This window comes from Pedobacter sp., from assembly GCF_040513095.1.
Lineage (GTDB): Bacteria > Bacteroidota > Bacteroidia > Sphingobacteriales > Sphingobacteriaceae > Pedobacter.
The window spans coordinates 71,711-90,603 of sequence record NZ_JBEVDX010000007.1 but is presented as its reverse complement, the minus strand read 5'-3'; the positions used below and the strand labels follow the sequence as shown (position 1 = coordinate 90,603).

General features: G+C 43.9%; 15 protein-coding genes, 3 tRNA genes and 1 riboswitch. Of the genes, 11 read left to right on the top strand and 7 right to left on the bottom strand.

The genetic code is table 11. The features are described 5' to 3' along the window. Positions 1-58: 58 nt before the first annotated feature. The 3 genes from ABWY16_RS01170 to ABWY16_RS01160 form a co-directional block, all read right to left on the bottom strand. A tRNA-Met gene (locus tag ABWY16_RS01170) sits at positions 59-131 on the bottom strand. Positions 132-177: 46 nt separating this feature from the next. After that, positions 178-249, bottom strand: a tRNA-Glu gene (locus tag ABWY16_RS01165). Positions 250-290: 41 nt separating this feature from the next. After that, positions 291-363, bottom strand: a tRNA-Met gene (locus tag ABWY16_RS01160). Positions 364-473: 110 nt separating this feature from the next. Here ABWY16_RS01160 and era point away from each other — a divergent pair. Both era and der read left to right on the top strand, forming a co-directional pair. Beyond that, positions 474-1,352 carry a GTPase Era gene (era, locus tag ABWY16_RS01155; protein WP_353902817.1) on the top strand — a complete coding sequence of 293 codons (879 nt, stop codon included), beginning with the start codon at positions 474-476 and terminating at the stop codon, positions 1,350-1,352. Positions 1,353-1,396: 44 nt separating this feature from the next. Further along, a complete protein-coding gene (gene der, locus ABWY16_RS01150) occupies positions 1,397-2,698 on the top strand; it encodes a ribosome biogenesis GTPase Der (protein WP_353902816.1) in 1,302 nt (433 codons plus the stop codon). A 79-nt stretch (positions 2,699-2,777) separates the two neighbouring features. Here the strand turns inward: der and ABWY16_RS01145 are convergent, their stop codons facing one another. After that, on the bottom strand, positions 2,778-4,385 hold the full coding sequence (locus ABWY16_RS01145; protein WP_353902815.1) for a S41 family peptidase: 1,608 nt from the start codon (positions 4,383-4,385) through the stop codon (positions 2,778-2,780). A gap of 169 nt (positions 4,386-4,554) precedes the next feature. Here ABWY16_RS01145 and murQ point away from each other — a divergent pair, with 169 nt between their 5' ends. From murQ to ABWY16_RS01115, 6 genes are all read left to right on the top strand, one after another. Beyond that, a complete protein-coding gene (murQ, locus tag ABWY16_RS01140) occupies positions 4,555-5,361 on the top strand; it encodes an N-acetylmuramic acid 6-phosphate etherase (RefSeq protein ID WP_353902814.1) in 807 nt (268 codons plus the stop codon). Between the two features lie 9 nt (positions 5,362-5,370). Then, on the top strand, positions 5,371-5,940 hold the full coding sequence (locus tag ABWY16_RS01135) for a hypothetical protein (protein ID WP_353902813.1): 570 nt from the start codon (positions 5,371-5,373) through the stop codon (positions 5,938-5,940). A gap of 50 nt (positions 5,941-5,990) precedes the next feature. Beyond that, positions 5,991-6,743 carry a Bax inhibitor-1/YccA family protein gene (locus ABWY16_RS01130; RefSeq protein ID WP_353902812.1) on the top strand — a complete coding sequence of 251 codons (753 nt, stop codon included), beginning with the start codon at positions 5,991-5,993 and terminating at the stop codon, positions 6,741-6,743. A gap of 125 nt (positions 6,744-6,868) precedes the next feature. After that, positions 6,869-6,978: riboswitch (SAM riboswitch) on the top strand. A gap of 110 nt (positions 6,979-7,088) precedes the next feature. Continuing rightward, entirely contained in the window at positions 7,089-10,748 is a 3,660-nt protein-coding gene (metH, locus tag ABWY16_RS01125; RefSeq protein WP_353902811.1) for a methionine synthase, read from the top strand. A gap of 8 nt (positions 10,749-10,756) precedes the next feature. Next, positions 10,757-11,710 (top strand): methylenetetrahydrofolate reductase [NAD(P)H], encoded by a 954-nt coding sequence (gene metF / locus ABWY16_RS01120; protein ID WP_353902810.1) that lies wholly within the window; start codon positions 10,757-10,759, stop codon positions 11,708-11,710. A gap of 76 nt (positions 11,711-11,786) precedes the next feature. Beyond that, entirely contained in the window at positions 11,787-12,221 is a 435-nt protein-coding gene (locus tag ABWY16_RS01115; RefSeq protein WP_353902809.1) for an META domain-containing protein, read from the top strand. Positions 12,222-12,225: 4 nt separating this feature from the next. On the opposite strand, the gene thrC is transcribed toward ABWY16_RS01115, so the two are convergent. The 3 genes from thrC to thrA are packed head-to-tail and all read right to left on the bottom strand — an operon-like array spanning position 12,226 to position 16,928. Next, positions 12,226-13,536 carry a threonine synthase gene (thrC, locus tag ABWY16_RS01110; protein WP_353902808.1) on the bottom strand — a complete coding sequence of 437 codons (1,311 nt, stop codon included), beginning with the start codon at positions 13,534-13,536 and terminating at the stop codon, positions 12,226-12,228. 12 nt (positions 13,537-13,548) lie between these two features. Beyond that, positions 13,549-14,484 carry a homoserine kinase gene (locus tag ABWY16_RS01105; RefSeq protein WP_353902807.1) on the bottom strand — a complete coding sequence of 312 codons (936 nt, stop codon included), beginning with the start codon at positions 14,482-14,484 and terminating at the stop codon, positions 13,549-13,551. Continuing rightward, a complete protein-coding gene (gene thrA, locus ABWY16_RS01100; RefSeq protein ID WP_353902806.1) occupies positions 14,481-16,928 on the bottom strand; it encodes a bifunctional aspartate kinase/homoserine dehydrogenase I in 2,448 nt (815 codons plus the stop codon). Before thrA ends, ABWY16_RS01105 begins: the two co-directional genes overlap by 4 nt. A 254-nt stretch (positions 16,929-17,182) precedes the next feature. Between thrA and rsgA the strand changes: the two genes are divergently transcribed. Genes rsgA through ABWY16_RS01085 form a run of 3 tightly spaced genes read left to right on the top strand, consistent with a single transcriptional unit; the run spans position 17,183 to position 18,884 of the window. Then, complete coding sequence (gene rsgA / locus ABWY16_RS01095; RefSeq protein ID WP_353902805.1) at positions 17,183-18,103, top strand: ribosome small subunit-dependent GTPase A; 921 nt, start codon at positions 17,183-17,185, stop codon at positions 18,101-18,103. Beyond that, entirely contained in the window at positions 18,103-18,555 is a 453-nt protein-coding gene (dtd, locus tag ABWY16_RS01090) for a D-aminoacyl-tRNA deacylase (protein ID WP_353902804.1), read from the top strand. Before rsgA ends, dtd begins: the two co-directional genes overlap by 1 nt. Positions 18,556-18,557: 2 nt before the next feature. Continuing rightward, positions 18,558-18,884 (top strand): nucleotide pyrophosphohydrolase, encoded by a 327-nt coding sequence (locus ABWY16_RS01085; RefSeq protein WP_353902803.1) that lies wholly within the window; start codon positions 18,558-18,560, stop codon positions 18,882-18,884. Positions 18,885-18,893 lie beyond the last annotated feature (9 nt).

Genomic DNA, 18,893 nt, shown 5'->3' with positions numbered 1-18,893 from the left:
CGGTAGACGAACGGGCCTTTTCAAAGCGACTCATCTTTGCAGATGCTGCTTCTCCAGGTAGCGGGGACCAGACTCGAACTGATGACCTTCGGGTTATGAGCCCGACGAGCTACCAACTGCTCCACCCCGCACTATGCCTTTAAAAAGAAACGCTAGCGTGCAACTAGCGTTTCTGTGTAGCCCGTAGGGGAATCGAACCCCTATTTCCAGAATGAAAATCTGGCGTCCTAACCGGTAGACGAACGGGCCTTTTCAAAGCGACTCATCTTTGCAGAGGCTGCTTCTCCAGGTAGCGGGGACCAGACTCGAACTGATGACCTTCGGGTTATGAGCCCGACGAGCTACCAACTGCTCCACCCCGCACTTTATATCAGTTTAAAACGGTGAAAGAATTAATCTTCCTTTGTTTTAAATTGGTCTGCAAAGATATATTTCGTTTCTTTGCAATGCAAATTTATTTTAAAAAATATTCGATGTCGCATAAAGCAGGTTTTGTAAGCATAATAGGTAAGCCAAATGTTGGTAAATCTACCCTAATGAATGCCCTGGTAGGGGAAAAACTATCGATCATCACTCCGAAGGCCCAAACTACACGTCACCGTATTTTAGGAATTGTGAATGAAGAAAATTATCAGATCGTTTTTTCTGACACTCCGGGGATCATAAAACCGCGCTACGGACTGCAGGATTCCATGATGAATTTTGTGAAAGGAGCATTGAGTGATGCCGACCTCATCCTGTTTGTAACAGACGTAAATGAGCAGCACGATGAAAACGATGTACTGGAGAAAATCATCAACAGTACCATTCCGATGATTGTCCTGATCAATAAGATTGACGGTGCTACACAGGAACAGGTAGATGAGAAGCAAGCTTACTGGCAGGAGCTGTTAAAACCAATGCATATCTATGCGATCTCAGCACTGCACAAATACAACCTCGAAGGTATTCTGGAAAAGGTACTTGAAAACCTTCCTGAACATCCGGCTTATTATGATAAAGAAGAACTGACAGATAAGACCCAGCGTTTCTTTGTTTCTGAGATCATCCGGGAAAAAATCTTCAACAATTACCAGAAAGAAATCCCATACAGTACTGAAGTAGTGATCACGGCCTTTAAGGAAGAAGAAAAGATCACCAGAATCAGTGCAGAGATCATAGTGGAGCGTGACTCCCAAAAGAACATCCTGATTGGTAAAGGAGGCGCTATGCTGAAAAAGGTAGGTACCGAAGCACGTAAGGATGTGGAACGTTTTCTCAATCAAAAAGTATTCCTCGAAACCTTCGTAAAAGTCATTCCTGATTGGCGGAGTAAAAAGAACTATTTAAAAAGTTTCGGGTACGAAAATTAAACCTACCTTTGCAACCCCTTAATAATTACTACAATTAACAACACATGGCAAACATTATCGCAATCGTCGGAAGACCAAACGTAGGCAAATCTACCCTTTTTAACCGCTTAACTGAGAGTCGTAAAGCCATTGTTGATGATTTCAGCGGTGTAACACGCGATCGTCACTACGGCGTTGCTGAGTGGACTGATAAACAATTTACAGTGATTGATACAGGTGGTTATGTTGCAAATTCAGAAGATGTTTTTGAAGCAGCCATTCGCGAACAGGTAGTTATTGCTATCGAGGAAGCGTCGGTAATCCTGTTTATGGTGGATGTAATCACCGGAATCACAGACCTGGACGACGAAATCGCACAATTACTGCGCAGAAGCAAAAAACCTGTTTTTATCGTTGTAAATAAAGTTGACAATACTTCTCTTGAAAATGACGCTGCCGTATTTTATGGCTTCGGTTTGGGAGAAATTTATTCTATCTCATCAATGACCGGTTCTGGTACAGGCGACCTGCTTGACGAAGTAATCTCTCACTTTGAGGATGACGTCATTGAGGAGAATGGATTACCTAAACTAACGATCGTAGGAAGACCAAACGTAGGCAAATCTTCACTGATCAATGCTTTGATGGGCCAGGAAAGAAATATTGTTACCCCTATTGCGGGTACTACGCGTGATTCGATCCATATCCATTACAACCTGTTTGGCCACGAGTTCATGTTTATCGACACTGCCGGTCTGCGTAAAAAGACCAAAGTAAAGGAGAACATAGAATTTTATTCGGTTATGCGTACGATTAAAGCCCTTGAAGAGGCTGACGTAGTGATCCTGATGTTAGACGCTATGGAAGGCCTGGAGTCGCAGGATGTGAACATTTTCCACCTTGCAGAGAAAAATAAAAAAGGTATTGTGATCCTGGTAAACAAATGGGACCTGGTAGAAAAAGATAACAAGACGATGAAGGCTTTCGAAGAGCAGATCCGTCAGAAACTTCAGCCATTCACTGATGTGCCGATCGTATTTACTTCAGTACTCAACAAACAGCGTATCTTCAAGGCGGTAGAAACTGCGCTGGAAGTGTTCAAGAACAGAGGTAAAAAAATCCCGACTTCAAAACTGAACGATGTGATGCTGCCGATTATTGAGAACTACCCTCCACCAGCATTAAAAGGAAAATATATCAAAGTGAAGTATGTTACACAGATCAATGCCACATCACCGATGTTTGCCTTCTTCTGTAACCTTCCCCAATATATTAAAGAACCATATAAACGTTTTATCGAGAACAAACTCCGTGAGAATTTTGATTTCAACGGCGTACCGATTCAGATCTATTTCAGACAGAAATAAGATCTGAAAAGTTTAAGTATAGAATCTGGCAGCTGTTAAAGCGTTGCCGGATTTTTTTTTGCATCAGATCTTCAGAAGTTTATTGCAGGCTGGAAAGCGCCTGCTTGATCATATTATCATTCAGGTTCAGGGCCTTGTAATACCCATCGTCTCCCAAGTGATACTTGTAAAGCAATGCCTTAAGGTCATTGTAAATTACAGGCCTGGATGAAGTCAGCTGTTTATTGTCAATCACGATATTTTTGGACTGCACATACCTGACAAAATCCCTGTAGTCGGCATCACTGATGCTGAAACTATTCAGGTTCTGCTCCAGATATGCGGCTGTATAACGGTTGGCCAGCACATCAAATACATAATCAAACAGCACGTTTTTATCCATCATTAAGCTGTAGAACCTGTTGATCCCTGCGGTATCCATTTTCACATATATATCCGGCTGGATGCCTCCTCCTGCAAATACTTTTTTCCCTGATCCGGTGATGAATGCCAGATTTTTCTGGATGCTGTCCCGCGAGGCCAGCGGTTTCTCTGTGAGCTCCCCATCATTGAAACGGTCTTCAATTTCATTCTGGTAAGCATTGTATCCTCTTTTATATGATTTCTGGATACTGCGTCCCAAGGGGGTATAGTATCTTGCAATAGTTAAATTCAGAGCCGATCCATCACCAAAGGGGAACTGCTCCTGTACCAGTCCTTTTCCAAATGAACGGCGGCCAATAATTATTCCGCGGTCGAGGTCCTGCACTGCACCTGCAAGGATCTCGCTTGCAGAGGCAGAATTCTCATTGATCAGCACTGCGAGTTTGCCGTCTTCAAACTCTCCGCCACCTGTAGCAATATAGTCGGTACGGGGCTCATGTTTTCCTTCGGTATATACAATCAGTTTGTTTTCGGGAAGGATCTGATTGGCAAGACCAGTGGCTGCAGTGAGATATCCACCCCCATTGTCCCGAAGGTCAAGGATAAGTTTTTTCATTCCTTTTTGCTTCAGCGCCTTTACTGACTCTACAAAATCTTTATCTGTATTCGCACCGAATTCGCTGATGCGGATATATCCCGCATCGGAATTGACCATATAAGCGGCATCGATACTGCTTACATTCACCCGTCCGCGTTTCACATTTATTCCTGCAGGGCGCCCGGAACCCGGATGCAGGATGAGCAATTGTACAGACGTTCCTTTTTTACCTTTGATCCTGCCCATCATCTGTTCTCTCTTCAGATGGCGGCCGCTTACATACAGGCTGTCTATCCTGAGGATTTTATCCCCGAGTTTTAATCCCGCTGACTCGGCTGGGCCATCCTTAAATACTTTAGTCACCAGAAGGGTATCTTTCAGGATATAATATTCTATTCCGATACCTTCAAAGTTACCTTCGAGCATTTCCGACTGGTCTGTAAGCTTAACTGGAGGAAGATAAACACTGTGCGGGTCCAGCTGATGCAATAAACTGTCAATTTCCAGATGGCTGAGCGTATCCGCATCAATCTCGTCTACATAATTCCTGTTGATGAGATTGATGATTTCATCCACCTTTTCCGAATTGTTGTCTGCAAACTGCACATTGCGCTGAAAAGTGAAACCCTGATCCTTTAAAAACTTATAGCCCAGGAACATTCCACCTATTAATGTCACAGAATAGGTAAGTGCAATGAGAAGATTTTTACGGGTAGTTGGTTTCATGTATGAGCAATTGTACAAAGCTATAAAATTAGACTGTCAATTACCTATGTAAACGAGTCCGGATTTATTATTGTTTCATATTTTCATTCATATTTTACCATTCCAAAGAAATTGACGATTTTTATCAAACCATATTTACTTACAGCTACGTAAAAAATAAATATTAACTATGATACGTGTAACCGAACAAGAGTCAAAGTACAATGATATAGACCAGATGGATGTGCTTGACATTCTTAAAGGCATCAACAATGAGGACAAAACTGTTCCTCTGGCAGTAGAGAAATGTATCCCCCAGATAGAAAAGCTTGCTATTGCTGTTACCGAAAGAATGAAAAACGGTGGCAGGTTATTTTATATCGGTGCCGGAACAAGCGGCCGTTTAGGCGTGGTTGACGCTTCGGAATGCCCGCCAACTTTTGGTGTTCCTTTCGACGAAGTAGTTGGTATCATCGCCGGCGGAGATACCGCAATCAGACGTGCAGTAGAAAATGCAGAGGATGATGAATTGCAGGCCTGGATTGACCTGCAGGAATTTAACATCAATTCAAAGGACAGCCTGATTGGGCTTGCCGCTTCAGGAACCACCCCTTATGTAATCGGAGGCTTGTTGAAGGCCCGCGAAAACGGAATCTTAACCGGATGTATTGTCTGTAATGAAGGCGGTCCTGTTGCCGCAGCAAGTGACTTCCCTGTTGAAGTTGTGGTTGGGCCAGAATTTTTAACCGGATCTACGCGTATGAAATCAGGTACTGCCCAAAAGCTGGTATTAAACATGCTGAGTACCACAGTAATGATTAAATTGGGACGTGTGAAAGGCAATAAAATGGTGGATATGCAGTTAACCAATCACAAGCTGGTGGACAGAGGTACACAGATGGTAATGGACGAACTGAACATTGATTACCAGCGGGCCGAAGATCTGCTGATCCGTTACGGAAGCGTAAGGAAAGCCGTTGAAGCCAGCACTAAATAAAAAGCTCTTATGCATGAAATAGAACCATATTACCGCTGGCGGGATGACTACATAGCCGCAGAGGATCCCCGCTCGCCATTTTTTAATACGGAATACTCGGAGTTTTATTTCGATAAGCAGCTGTACAACTACCTGATCCATCCGCAATGGGACGATTTTGGTTCCAGCACGCTGTATATCAAAGTCCTGTTCGTGGATTACGACCATAACTATGCGATTATTGAATTTATAGGGGAATGGAATGATGCAATATCAAATGATATTATGCTGCTGAAAAGGGAAATCCTGGAGCTGATGATCGATGAAGGCATCAACAAGTTTATACTGATCGGCGAGAATATCCTGAACTTCCATTCTTCTGAGGACAGCTATTATGAAGAGTGGTTCCAGGATGTGGAAGAGGGCTGGATCACCGGTATTAATTTCAATCCCCATGTGATCGAAGAATTCAGGAGCAGCAATATTGATTACTATATCAATTTTGGCGGGCAGCTGGACGATTTGGCATGGAGAACACTCAAACCACTGCAGTTCTTCCACAAAGTTGAAGAAATTCTGACAAAAAGACTAGGGGCATAAATTTTGCATGTAGTTTATTACCCGTATATTTAATTTAAATTTTTAAAAAAATGGATAACAACAATAATTACAACTGGTCAGAAAAATCAGTTTTTGTAGAGAACCAAACAGGAACTGTTGCAAAAAAATTCTTTGCAAGTGTGTTTTTATGGATGTTCGTAGCACTGGGCATATCTACACTTGCTGCCGTTTATATGGCTAATACACCTGAAATGCTGAGCTACCTGATCAATCAGGAAACCGGTAAACTTTCAATATTAGGTTATGTAGCGATGTTTGCACCTGTAGGATTGGTACTTTTAATGAGTGCCGGACTAAGTAAACTATCTTACGGTGCTTTATTAGGCACGTTTATTCTGTATTCATTACTGACAGGTGTGAGCTTAAGCTTTATTTTGCTGATGTATACCTCAGGATCAGTAATCGGATGTTTTGCCGCAGCAGCTGGTATATTTGGTTTAATGGCTGTACTTGGTTATACCACTGATACGGATCTGAGTAAATTCGGCCCGATATTAATGGTCGGTGTTGTTGGTTTAGTAATTGCAAGCGTGGTGAACATATTCTTACAAAGCTCTGGTTTTGACTACGTGATGAGCTTCTTCGGAGTGGCAATCTTTACTGCTTTAACTGCATATGATGTGCAAAAATTAAAACGTATAGGTGCCGGTATCGAAGAAAATGGCGATACCATTGCCGCAGATGATTCTAAGAAACTGGCTATCATGGGCGCATTGTCCTTATACCTTGACTTTATCAATATTTTCCTGTTCCTGTTGAGGATATTTGGCGGAAGAAAATAATTTCAAAAAAAATGAATGTGAAGAGGGCTGGCGATTATCGTCAGCCCTCTTCTTATAATTGCAATTTTATTGTGTTTAGCCGGGCATTTTTTGGAATTGATTTTTCTTTGTTGCATTTTTGCACACGCTTATAAAGAAAGACGGAGGGATTAGACCCTGCGAAGTCTTAGCAACCTGTGCTTACAAGGTGCTACATTCTACTCGAGCAGTTAAGCCTGCTCCTGAAAGATAAGTAATTCGATCCGCTGCCGGAATTCTGATTAAGCCTGTTTAATTAATTTCCTGCATGCTGTTGTTCAGATAGAATAACCGGCATACAGCAAATGGCAATGATTATCCCTCATAATGAACATTAGAGAAGAGCTCGAAAAACGAATTTTAATTATTGACGGTGCAATGGGCACAATGATCCAGCGCTATGTCCTTACTGAGGAAGACTTCAGGGGCGAACGCTTTAAGGATCACCCATGTGATGTAAAAGGAAATAACGACCTGCTCAACATTACCCGCCCTGATATCATCAAAGCCATACATACAGAATACCTGAACGCAGGAACTGATATTATAGAAACCAATACTTTTAGTACACAGCGCATTTCCCTGGCAGATTACCAGATGGAAGAGCTGGACTACGAGATGAGTTTTGAAGGTGCTAAAATCGCCAAAGAGGCCATCAATGAGTTCATGGCTGCCCATCCCGGCCGCGTGTGTTTTGTTGCCGGAGCAATTGGCCCGACAAACCGTACGCTTTCTATTTCTCCCGACGTAAATGACCCGGGTTTCAGGGCTTTAACGTTTGATGAACTTGCTGAGGCCTATTATCAGCAAATCAGGGGACTAATTGATGGCGGAGCCGATCTGCTCATGATCGAAACTATATTTGATACACTCAACGCAAAGGCCGCCATTTTTGCAATCAAACAATATGAAGAGGTAATTGGCCGTAAAATTGAGATCATGATCTCCGGTACGATTACAGATGCCTCGGGAAGAACTTTATCCGGACAAACTGCAGAAGCCTTTTTAAACTCTGTTATTCATGCCAAACCGCTGAGCATAGGATTTAACTGTGCACTGGGTGCCAAAGATATGAGGCCCCATATAGAAGAACTTTCTGCAAAAGCGGGCTGTTATGTTTCTGCCTATCCAAATGCCGGGCTGCCAAATGAATTTGGTGCATATGATGAAATGCCTGATGAAACTGCAACGCTTGTTGAAGATTTTATTGAGCATGGATTCGTAAATATCGTGGGTGGTTGTTGCGGCACTACGCCAGAGCACATTGCTGCCATCGCTGCCAAAGCAAAAAATATCAGCCCAAGAAAAATACCTGAACTTCCACGTTACATGCGCCTGAGCGGCCTGGAGCCCATAACTATTACCCCCGAAAGCATGTTCGTCAACATTGGCGAAAGAACCAATATTACCGGATCTCCAAAATTCTCGAAATTGATCCTGAGCGGCGATTATGAAGCCGCACTTACTGTTGCACGTCAGCAGGTAGAAGGCGGTGCACAGGTGATCGACGTAAACATGGATGAGGGTATGCTTGATTCTGAGGCTGCAATGACGAAATTCCTCAACCTGATTGCTTCAGAACCTGATATCTCTAAACTGCCAATCATGGTGGACTCCTCTAAATGGAGTGTAATTGAGAACGGGCTGAAATGTTTACAGGGAAAAGGTATCGTTAACTCTATTTCACTGAAAGAAGGTGAAGACAAATTCCGGGAAAGCGCACGCAAGATCATGAATTTTGGTGCCGCTATTGTGGTGATGGCCTTCGACGAACAGGGACAGGCAGATAATTTTGAACGCAGAAAAGAAATCTGTAAACGCTCATATGATATCCTGGTAGATGAAATCGGATTTCCTGCTGAGGATATTATATTCGACCCTAATATATTAACGGTTGCCACAGGCTTAGAAGAACACAACAATTATGCGGTCGACTTTATCAACGCAGCAAGATGGATCAAAGAAAATCTGCCTCATGCCAAGGTAAGCGGCGGTGTTTCCAATATTTCATTCTCTTTCAGAGGAAACAATACAGTACGTGAAGCAATGCACTCTGCATTCTTATACCATGCCATTAAAGCTGGTCTGGATATGGGTATCGTAAACGCAGGGATGCTCGAAGTATATGAAGCAATCCCGGCAGAACTGCTGGAAAGAGTAGAAGATGTGCTGCTCAACCGAAGGGATGATGCCACAGAACGCCTCGTAGATTTTGCTGAAACCGTAAAATCAAAAGGGAAAGAATTCGTAAAAGACGAGGAATGGAGAAAAGAATCAGTGGAATCCCGTCTCTCCCACTCTCTTGTAAAAGGAATCATTGAATACCTCGATGACGATGTTGAGGAAGCAAGACAACAGTACGACCGCCCGATCCATGTGATTGAAGGACCGCTGATGGATGGAATGAATATCGTAGGTGATCTTTTTGGTGCCGGAAAGATGTTTCTTCCTCAGGTAGTAAAATCAGCAAGGGTGATGAAAAAAGCCGTTGCCTATCTGCTTCCGTTCATCGAACAGGAAAAACTGGACAATCCGGACGGTGACCAGAGCTCCTCTGCCGGCAGGGTGTTAATGGCCACTGTAAAAGGTGACGTACATGATATCGGCAAAAACATTGTAGGCGTAGTTTTAGCCTGTAATAACTTTGAGATCATAGATATGGGAGTAATGGTACCTGCCCAGGAGATCATCAAAAAAGCAAAAGAAATCAATGCAGATATCATCGGTTTAAGTGGTTTAATTACCCCTTCTCTGGATGAGATGGTACACTTTGCAAAGGAAATGGAACGCGAAGGTTTTACCATTCCCCTGCTGATTGGTGGAGCTACAACTTCCAGGATACATGCTGCAGTGAAGATTGCTCCGAACTACTCGGGTCCTGCCATTCATGTGCTGGATGCTTCGAGAAGTGTATCTGTTTGCAGCACACTGATGAACCCTGAAACTCGCGATGCCTATATCGACAATATCAGACAGGAATACGATAAAGCAAGAGAATCGCATCTAAATAAACGCTCAGACAAACGCTTTAAAACCATTGAGGAAGCAAGAACTGACAGGTTCCAGATCGATCCTGCGCAGGTAGCTCCGGCACCAGCCTTTTTAGGGACAAAAACTTTTACCAACTATCCTCTTGAGGAACTGGTACCTTATATCGACTGGACGCCGTTTTTCCATACCTGGGAGATGGGCGGCAGTTATCCAAAAATCTTTACTGATAAAAAAATCGGTGATGAAGCGAAAAAACTATATGATGATGCCCAGGTATTGCTAAAAAGGATAGTGGACGAAAAACTGCTTTCTGCAAATGGGGTAATCGGGTTCTGGCCGGCAAATGCTGTCGGGGATGATATTCTTTTGGAAGTAGAAGGTAAACCCGTAACGATCCATACCCTGCGCCAGCAGGCAGAAAAAGTGGCAGGACAACCTTATTATGCCCTGTCTGATTTCGTTGCGCCCAAAGAGAGTGGCCTGCAGGATTACTTTGGCGGCTTTGCAGTAACTACCGGTATAGGTTGTGATGAACTTGTGGCAGAATTTGAAGCCAGTTACGATGACTATAACAGCATCATGGCAAAAGCCCTGGCAGATCGTCTGGCCGAAGCCTTTGCAGAACGGATGCATGAGCTTGTGCGTACAGAATACTGGGGTTATGCAAAAGATGAGAAGCTTTCCGCTGATGAACTGATCAAGGAAGAGTACGCAGGGATACGTCCTGCTCCGGGATATCCCGCCTGCCCTGATCACACAGAAAAGGAAACATTGTTCACTATCCTGGATGCAGAAAACCAGACCGGCCTGCGCCTTACTGAGAGTTTTGCAATGTACCCGACTGCTGCCGTAAGCGGATTCTATTTTGCCCACCCGCAATCGAAATACTTTGGTTTGGGCAAAATCACCAAAGATCAGGTGGAAGAATATGCACAGAGAAAGAACATGTCCCTTGACGATACAGAAAGATGGCTTAGCCCTAATTTAGCTTATTAAACCTAAGAATGAAGATCACCGAACACATTAACAATGCCGGGGGCAAAACCCTGTTTTCGTTTGAATTGCTGCCACCTGTTAAAGGAAAAAGCATCACTGATATTTATGATGCGATTGACCCTTTAATGGAATTCAATCCCCCCTTTATTGATGTTACCTATCACAGGGAAGACTATATCTATAAACAGCATGATAATGGCCTGCTGGAAAAAGTGTCTTACCGTAAACGTCCGGGAACAGTAGCCATCTGCGCAGCCATCATGAACAGGTATAAGGTAGATGCTGTTCCGCATCTGATCTGCGGAGGATTCACCAAAGAGGAAACAGAAAATGCACTGATAGACCTTCAGTTTTTGGGTATCGATAATGTACTGGTATTACGCGGTGATGCAAGACATGCAGATTCAGGATTTATACCTACCCCCGGTGGTCATGCCTACGCAACAGACCTGCTGGAGCAGGTAGCTAATATGAACAAGGGAAAATATCTGTTTGAAGATCATCATGCTTTCCAGACCGATTTTTGTATTGGTGTGGCGGGCTATCCGGAAAAACATTTCGAAGCCCCTAACTTGAAAACTGACTTTAAATATTTAAAGCAGAAGGTTGATATGGGTGCTGAATTCATCGTTACGCAAATGTTCTTCGACAATTCCAGATATTCAGAATTCGTTGAGCAGTGCAGGGCAAATGGGATTAATGTACCCATTATTCCCGGACTTAAGCCGATCACTTCTTCCAAACAGCTGATCAGCCTGCCAAAGATTTTCCACCTGGACCTTCCCGAAAATCTTACAGAAGCCGTACAGGCCTGCAAGAACGAAAAGGACGTGAAAGAAGTAGGGATCGAATGGATGATACAGCAGTGCAAAGAGTTAGTACAACTTGGCGCCCCAGTTCTGCACTTTTACACTATGAGTAACCCGGAACCAACCAAAAGAATTGCTAAGGAAATATTCTAATCTGGAGGTCTTATTCTTTTCCTGAGCTAAAATTGGCAGATTCTTTGTACATTTCAATCCTACAAACCGGAACGTTATGAGAAGGACGACATTGATTATGTTTGCTATAGTTACACTATCATCGTGTAATGCACTGAAGAATACAGTAGAGGCAAGCTCTGATCTGTCTAAATTAGGGGGAACCTGGGAGTTAAACTATATCTCAGGCCCAAGAATTGCTTTTAACGGACTTTATCCTGGTCAGAAACCAAAGCTGCTTTTCAATCTTTCAGAAAAAAGGGTGAGCGGAAACAGTAGCTGTAATTCCTTCTCCGGAAAACTCCTGGCGGATGATACTTCCATCAATTTTAACGAGCCTCTAGCGGCTACAAAAATGGCCTGTCCCGGTGAGGGAGAGGCCGTGTTTTTTGAAATGCTGAAAAAGGTAAACAAATATGCCATTAGCGGCGATACCACCCTCAATTTTATGATGGGCGATATCGCTATTATGCGTTTTAGAAAGATTGAGTAAACACCTAAGCTTCCTGAAGTAAAAACGCTTTGAAAGCCTCAAAATCCACATCCATATGTGTGGCTGATTTTGCCTTCTTTTTCAGTTCCTCCAACTGTCTGGGAGCATCAATCTGCGCTGCCATCTCTTCAGAGAATATATCCGGGAACTTACAGGCATGTGCCGTTGATAAAAATACAAATGTATCTTCAGCAGATGGGTGATCAGCTTTAAAGGCCTGAACTGCTAACCAGGCAATAGCTGTATGCGGGCAGGCAACATAATGAAACTGCGCGTAAATATCATTGATGGCTTTCACTGTATCGTCATCAGTATAACGGTAGCTTTTTACCAGTTCTTTCAGTTTCACAGTATCCTGTTTAAACAGTTCCATGATCCTTACCCAGTTACTTGGTGCACCAACATCCATTGCGTTTGCGTAGGTCTGTACTGATGGCCTGGTTTCATATACACCGGTTTCAAGGAAACGCGGTACCGTATCGTTGGCATTGGTGGCCGCAATAAATTGTTTTACCGGCAAGCCCATTTTCCAGGCCAGCAGTCCCGCAGCGATATTACCAAAATTACCGCTTGGCACAGAGAATACAACATCTCTTTTACCTTCCCTGTAAAGTTGTGCTACCGCATTAAAATAATAGAAAGTCTGAGGGATCAGTCTGGAGATGTTGATCGAATTTGCTGAGGTCAGCCTCATTTCAGCATTGAGCTCATCATCAGCAAACGCCTGTTTTACCAAGGCCTGGCAGTCGTCAAATGTTCCGTCGATTTCAATTGCGCGAATATTCTGTCCATTGCTGCACAGCTGCAGCTCCTGGATTTCACTCACTTTCCCTTTAGGGTATAAGATGGTCACGCGGGTATTCGGCACGCCCAGAAAGCCTAAAGCTACTGCACCACCGGTATCGCCTGAAGTAGCCACCAGCACATCCAGCATCTGCTCTCCGTCTTTCAGAAAATACGCCATGACCCTGCTCATGAACCTGGCACCGAAATCTTTGAAAGCCAGTGAAGGACCATGGAAAAGTTCCAGTACATAGGTCTCTTCATTTAACCTCTTTGCCGGAGCAGGAAAATTGATAGCATCATCGATCAGGGCTTTCAGGTCCTCTGCCGGAATATCTTCATGCAGCAATGCTGATGCTACTTTATAAGCAATTTCCGGGAGGGTATATTTATCCAGGTTTTCGAGAAAATCAGCCTCGAGGACAGGAATTTCTGTTGGCATGTATAATCCTTTGTCCTGCGGCATACTGTTAAACACCGCGGATTGAAAATCTACTTTTAGGTCGTGGTTGTTGGTACTGTATAGTTTCATTGGGTATGTTGTTTAATCCAGTATAACCGGACCTTTTTTGTTGACTGATGATACAAAAGACAGACTGTTGATCTGAATGGATTTCAATTGTTGCTGTAATGCCTGGGTGATCGCATGTCCGGTAGCCTCATCCTTGGTAAGTGCAAAAACTGATGGGCCAGAACCCGATATTCCAAAGCTGATGGCACCCATTTCCAAGGCGATGCTTCTCATTTTATAAAAATCAGGGATCAGGATAGAACGTGTAGGCTCTACCAGTCCGTCAACCATGCTACGGCCGATGAGGTCGTAATCTTTGGTGAACAGGCCTGTTACAAGTCCTGCTACGTTTCCCCATTGTTTCACTGCATCTTTCAGTAAGACCTTGGAACGGATCATTTGCCTTGCATCTTTTGTAGGTACATCTACTTCAGGATATACAATCGCTGCATACATTTCCTCAGGGAAAGGCAGGCTGATCACATCCAGCGGCTCATAACTTCTGATCAGGACAAAACCACCCAGTAAAGCCGGCGCAACATTGTCTGCATGGCCATAACCGCAGGCCAGTTCCTCGCCTTTCATCGCAAAAGGAACAAGCTCCTTCGCGGTCAGCTGGTTGTCAAACAAAGTATTGATTGCAAAAAGACCTGCTACCGTACTTGCCGAGCTGGAGCCCAGTCCGCTGCCAATAGGCATCTTTTTATGCAGTTCTATATCTATTCCTATATCCGTACGTCCAATGTGTTTCAGGTAATCCTGCACACTTGCACTTACTGTATTTTTTGCCGGGTTTAGCGGCAGGCGCCCTTCATCACCTGTGATTTTGGATATTAGCACACCAGGTGTATCGGTTACGCGCATAATCACTTCATCACCCGGCTCATTCACCGCAAAACCTAACACATCAAACCCGCAAACTACGTTGGCAACAGTAGCTGGCGCAAAAACTTTTACTGACGATTTCATCTTTTACCTACATTTATAATATCTGCGAATACGCCTGCTGCAGTTACTTCTGCGCCGGCACCCGGCCCTTTAACTACTAATGGACGTTCTTTATAACGGTCCGTGATGAAGGAAATAATGTTGTCACTACCAGATAACATATAAAAAGGATGTGAATCATCTACCATCTGCAGCGTGATTGCTACTTTTCCGGCTTCCAGTTTGCCGATATATCTCAGCACTTTACCACTGGCAGCCGCCGTTGTCTTTAAATTTTCAAAATATGCAGTGTTGTTTTCCAGCTCCTGGTAAAAATCTGCTACAGTTGCTGCAGACATACATGCTGGTGGCAGCATACTTTCTATCTGTATGTCAGACTCCTCCAAAGGGTAACCCGCATCCCGGGCCAGAATCAGCATTTTGCGCATAAAGTCCTTTCCGTTCAGGTCGTCACGCGGATCAGGTTCGGTATACCCCATATCCTGGGCCGACTTCACGATCTCATGAAACTTCAGGTCATCTTTAAAGTTATTAAAGATATAAGAGATTGTACCGGAAAGAATTGCTTCGATACTCGCAATGTTATCACCGCTCATCATCAGGTCTTTCAGCGTACGGATAATCGGCAGACCTGCTCCTACATTGGTTTCATAATGAAAATCGACACCGTAGGTACGCGCCGCCGCTTTGAAAGCACTGTATTGGCTATATTCTCCTGAATTACCTATTTTATTACAGGTCACTACAGAAATGCTTGACTCCAGGATATTCTGATAGTGATCTACAGGATTTGGGCTCGCGGTATTGTCAACAAATACGCAGTTCGGCAGGTTCATTGCTTTCATCTGCTTTACAAATTCCTTCAGGTCTGCTGGTTCTGCATTGACCAGCATTTCCTCCTCCCAGTTGGACAGGTCGAAACCCACCGGGCTCATACTCATCTGGCGGGAATTGCTTATTCCCATTACTTTTACTTCCAGATCATTATTTTTAGCTAAAAGAGGACTCTGATTGAGCAGCTGACGGAATAATGTTTTACCGATATTTCCTGTTCCCAGGCAGAATATGTGAAGGGTTTTCTTCAGATCGGCAAAGAAAGCATCATGTACTGCATTCACCGCTTTAGACAAGTCGGTTTTGGAAAGGATCACCGAAATATTATACTCTGAAGAACCCTGTGCAATCGCTCTTACGTTTACACCGTTTCTGCCCAGGGCATGAAATAACTTACCGGACATACCCGGTGTGTGTTTCATGTTCTCCCCTACGATTGCCAGTACGGATAGCCCGTTCTCTACCTGTGGGTACTCCAGTTTCTTGGCATGAAGCTCCAGTTCAAACTCCTTGCTGATGATCGCCAGTGCTTTTAAGGCATCTGCCGGATTTACTGCAAAAGTGATACTGTGCTCTGAAGAAGACTGGGTAATCAGTACAACATTGATCTGCTCCCTGGATAACAGTGAGAACAAACGGCCGCTGAAACCAGCTTTTCCTACCATTCCGCTGCCGGAAAGGTTCAGGATACTGATATCATCGATAGAAGAAATTCCTTTGATCGGCAGGTCTGAAGAATCAGCGCCATGACGGATATATGTGCCTTCAAAGTCTGTATTGAAGGTATTCTTGATGACAATTGGGATTTTCTTTAGAAAGGCAGGGATCATTGTTGGGGGATAGATCACCTTGGCGCCAAAGTAGGATAGCTCCATTGCTTCAGTATAACTAAGTTCTGAAAGGGAGAATGCTTTTTCAACGATCCTTGGATCAGCAGTGAGCATCCCGTCCACGTCAGTCCAGATTTCAATCTGGTTTACATTTAAGGCCGATCCCCAAATAGCTGCGGTAAAATCACTGCCACCGCGTCCGAGTGTGGTAATCCTGCCTTCGGTATTGCTGGCAATGTATCCGGTTACGAAAAATAACTTGCCCGGGTTAGCTGCATAGAAATCCTGGATCAGCATTTCTGTCAATGGCGTATTTACTTTTGCCTGTCCGTAATTGTTGTCTGTTTTTATAAGTTCAGAACCATCAACAGCAAGGGCATCTGCAAAATCCTGTTTTGCAATATGGCTGATCATAAATGTTGAGCAGCGCTCACCGAAACTCAAAATTGAATCTCTTGTTTGTGCACTCAGTTCTTTCAGGGTATATACCGACTGCAGGATGTCTTCCAGCTCGTTGAAGTATATCTTTAACCTGGTAAAAACGGGGTTTTGAGCAGAAGCAGGTAACAGTTCGCGCACTACCTGGAAATGCTTCTCCTCAATCTGTTTTAATTCCGTAGTATATTCCTCTGCTAAAAGCGCTTTTTCTGCCATGAGCTGCAGCAGGTTGGTTACGCCGCTCATTGCTGAGAGTACAACTACAGGATAATCTTCCTGATCTCCCTTCTTCAGTATGCTGATCAGGGTACGGATGCCTTCTGCTGAACCTACTGAAGTCCCTCCGAATTTTAGAATATTCATAATTTTAAATTTAAAAAAAAAGCGCCTTCCGGTTAGAGGAAGGCGCTTTCTATGGTTATTTATGTTTTCTTTATACCATTAGCTCACCTGCCTCCGGGCGCGCCGGTGGTGGTAATAATAATGGATGTAATTGTAATATTTGATTTCATATTCAGTGCACAAAAACTATTTAGTTGTTGCACGGCATAAAGTAAAGTTATATTTTTTGAATAAGCAAGGAAATCATAAAAAAATTTACCTTTACCCTTGTAAATATGCAAGGATTAGTAATAAAATCAACAGGAAGCTGGTACCAGGTCCACGGTGAGGATGGCAATGCGTACGACTGCAGGATTAAAGGTAAATTCCGGATCAAAGGCATCCAGACCACCAACCCTATTGCCGTGGGCGATCAGGTAGAGTTTGAAATGGAACCCAATTCAGATAATGGGGTGATTTATAAACTCCATGAACGCAAAAACTATATCATCCGGAAATCAATTAACCTGTCCAAGCAGGCACAGATCATTGCGGCGAATATGGATCAGGCCTTTTTGGTGGTGACACTGGTTTCCCCCCGGACATCGCTGGGCTTTATCGACCGTTTTCTGGTAACAGCCGAGGCTTACCGCATTCCGGCTACGCTGATTTTTAACAAACTCGATCTGTTCAGTGATGAAGGACTTGAAGTCCTGGCAGATTACAAAAGCATCTATGAAAAGTTGAACTATCCCTGCTATACTGTTTCGGCATTGGAAGGTACTAATATACCTGTAATTGAAGGGCTGCTGAAAGATCAGACAACTTTATTCTCCGGCCATTCCGGAGTAGGCAAATCCAGTCTGATCAATGCACTTTTGCCCGGCAGAAGCATTAAAACGGGAGAAATTTCTGAATCCAGCGATAAAGGACAACATACCACTACCTTCGCTGAGATGCATACCCTGCCTTTTGGCGGGTACCTGATTGACACGCCGGGTATCCGTGAGCTGGGAATCTATGATATCAAACCGGAAGAACTGGGCCATTATTTCCGCGAAATGCGCGATCTGATGCACCTCTGTAAATTTCACAACTGCCGCCATATCAATGAGCCGGGCTGTGCCGTATTAAAAGCAGTTGAAAACGACGAAATTGAAATCAGCCGTTATGAAAGTTACCTGAGTATCTTTAATGGCAACGAAACCAGGGCCTGATGAGAGCAGTAATCCAGAGAGTAACCCAGGCAAGCTGTACGGTAGACAATCTGATCACCGGTGAGATTTCAGCGGGATTGATGGTGCTGCTGGGAATTGAGGACAACGATCAGCAGGAAGATATAGAGTGGCTGGCGGCCAAGATTGTCAACCTCAGGATCTTCGGTGATGAGCAGGAGCTAATGAACAAATCCCTGGCAGACATCAGCGGAAACATCTTATTGGTTAGCCAGTTCACACTCTTTGCGGCTACCAAAAAGGGAAACCGGCCAGGTTTTACCAGGGCGGCAAGACCTGAAAAGGCTATTCCTTTATATGAATCCATGATCAGTCAGCTGGATATGCTGCTTGGCAAACCGGTACAAACCGGCATCTTCGGAGCAGACATGAAGATCAGCCTGCTGAATGACGGCCCCGTAACCATAATTATAGATACAAAAAACAAAGAATAACAATGACCATACAGGAAGCACAGGAAACGGTAGACCGCTGGATCAACACCACGGGTATCCGCTATTTTAATGAACTGACCAATACTGCAATCTTAATGGAAGAAGTTGGCGAGGTAGCCCGCATCATGTCGCGCCGCTACGGAGAACAATCCTTCAAAAAAAGCGATGAAGCAGTAGATCTGGGCGGAGAGATGGCCGATGTCTTGTTCGTGCTCATTTGCCTGGCCAATCAGACAGGGATCAACCTCACAGAAGCATTAGAGAAAAACCTGGTGAAAAAAAGTATCAGGGATGCCGACAGGCACAGGAATAATGAAAAGCTAAAGTAGCACAGTTAA

Coding starts and splice junctions, on each gene's coding strand:
- ABWY16_RS01135 (WP_353902813.1), top strand. CDS start 5,371: ATGCATGAAATAGAACCATATTACCGCTGGCGGGATGACTACATAGCC.
- metH (WP_353902811.1), top strand. CDS start 7,089: ATGAACATTAGAGAAGAGCTCGAAAAACGAATTTTAATTATTGACGGT.
- ABWY16_RS01085 (WP_353902803.1), top strand. CDS start 18,558: ATGACCATACAGGAAGCACAGGAAACGGTAGACCGCTGGATCAACACC.
- der (WP_353902816.1), top strand. CDS start 1,397: ATGGCAAACATTATCGCAATCGTCGGAAGACCAAACGTAGGCAAATCT.
- murQ (WP_353902814.1), top strand. CDS start 4,555: ATGATACGTGTAACCGAACAAGAGTCAAAGTACAATGATATAGACCAG.
- ABWY16_RS01115 (WP_353902809.1), top strand. CDS start 11,787: ATGAGAAGGACGACATTGATTATGTTTGCTATAGTTACACTATCATCG.
- rsgA (WP_353902805.1), top strand. CDS start 17,183: ATGCAAGGATTAGTAATAAAATCAACAGGAAGCTGGTACCAGGTCCAC.
- dtd (WP_353902804.1), top strand. CDS start 18,103: ATGAGAGCAGTAATCCAGAGAGTAACCCAGGCAAGCTGTACGGTAGAC.
- metF (WP_353902810.1), top strand. CDS start 10,757: ATGAAGATCACCGAACACATTAACAATGCCGGGGGCAAAACCCTGTTT.
- thrA (WP_353902806.1), bottom strand. CDS start 16,928: ATGAATATTCTAAAATTCGGAGGGACTTCAGTAGGTTCAGCAGAAGGC.
- ABWY16_RS01105 (WP_353902807.1), bottom strand. CDS start 14,484: ATGAAATCGTCAGTAAAAGTTTTTGCGCCAGCTACTGTTGCCAACGTA.
- ABWY16_RS01145 (WP_353902815.1), bottom strand. CDS start 4,385: ATGAAACCAACTACCCGTAAAAATCTTCTCATTGCACTTACCTATTCT.
- era (WP_353902817.1), top strand. CDS start 474: ATGTCGCATAAAGCAGGTTTTGTAAGCATAATAGGTAAGCCAAATGTT.
- thrC (WP_353902808.1), bottom strand. CDS start 13,536: ATGAAACTATACAGTACCAACAACCACGACCTAAAAGTAGATTTTCAA.
- ABWY16_RS01130 (WP_353902812.1), top strand. CDS start 5,991: ATGGATAACAACAATAATTACAACTGGTCAGAAAAATCAGTTTTTGTA.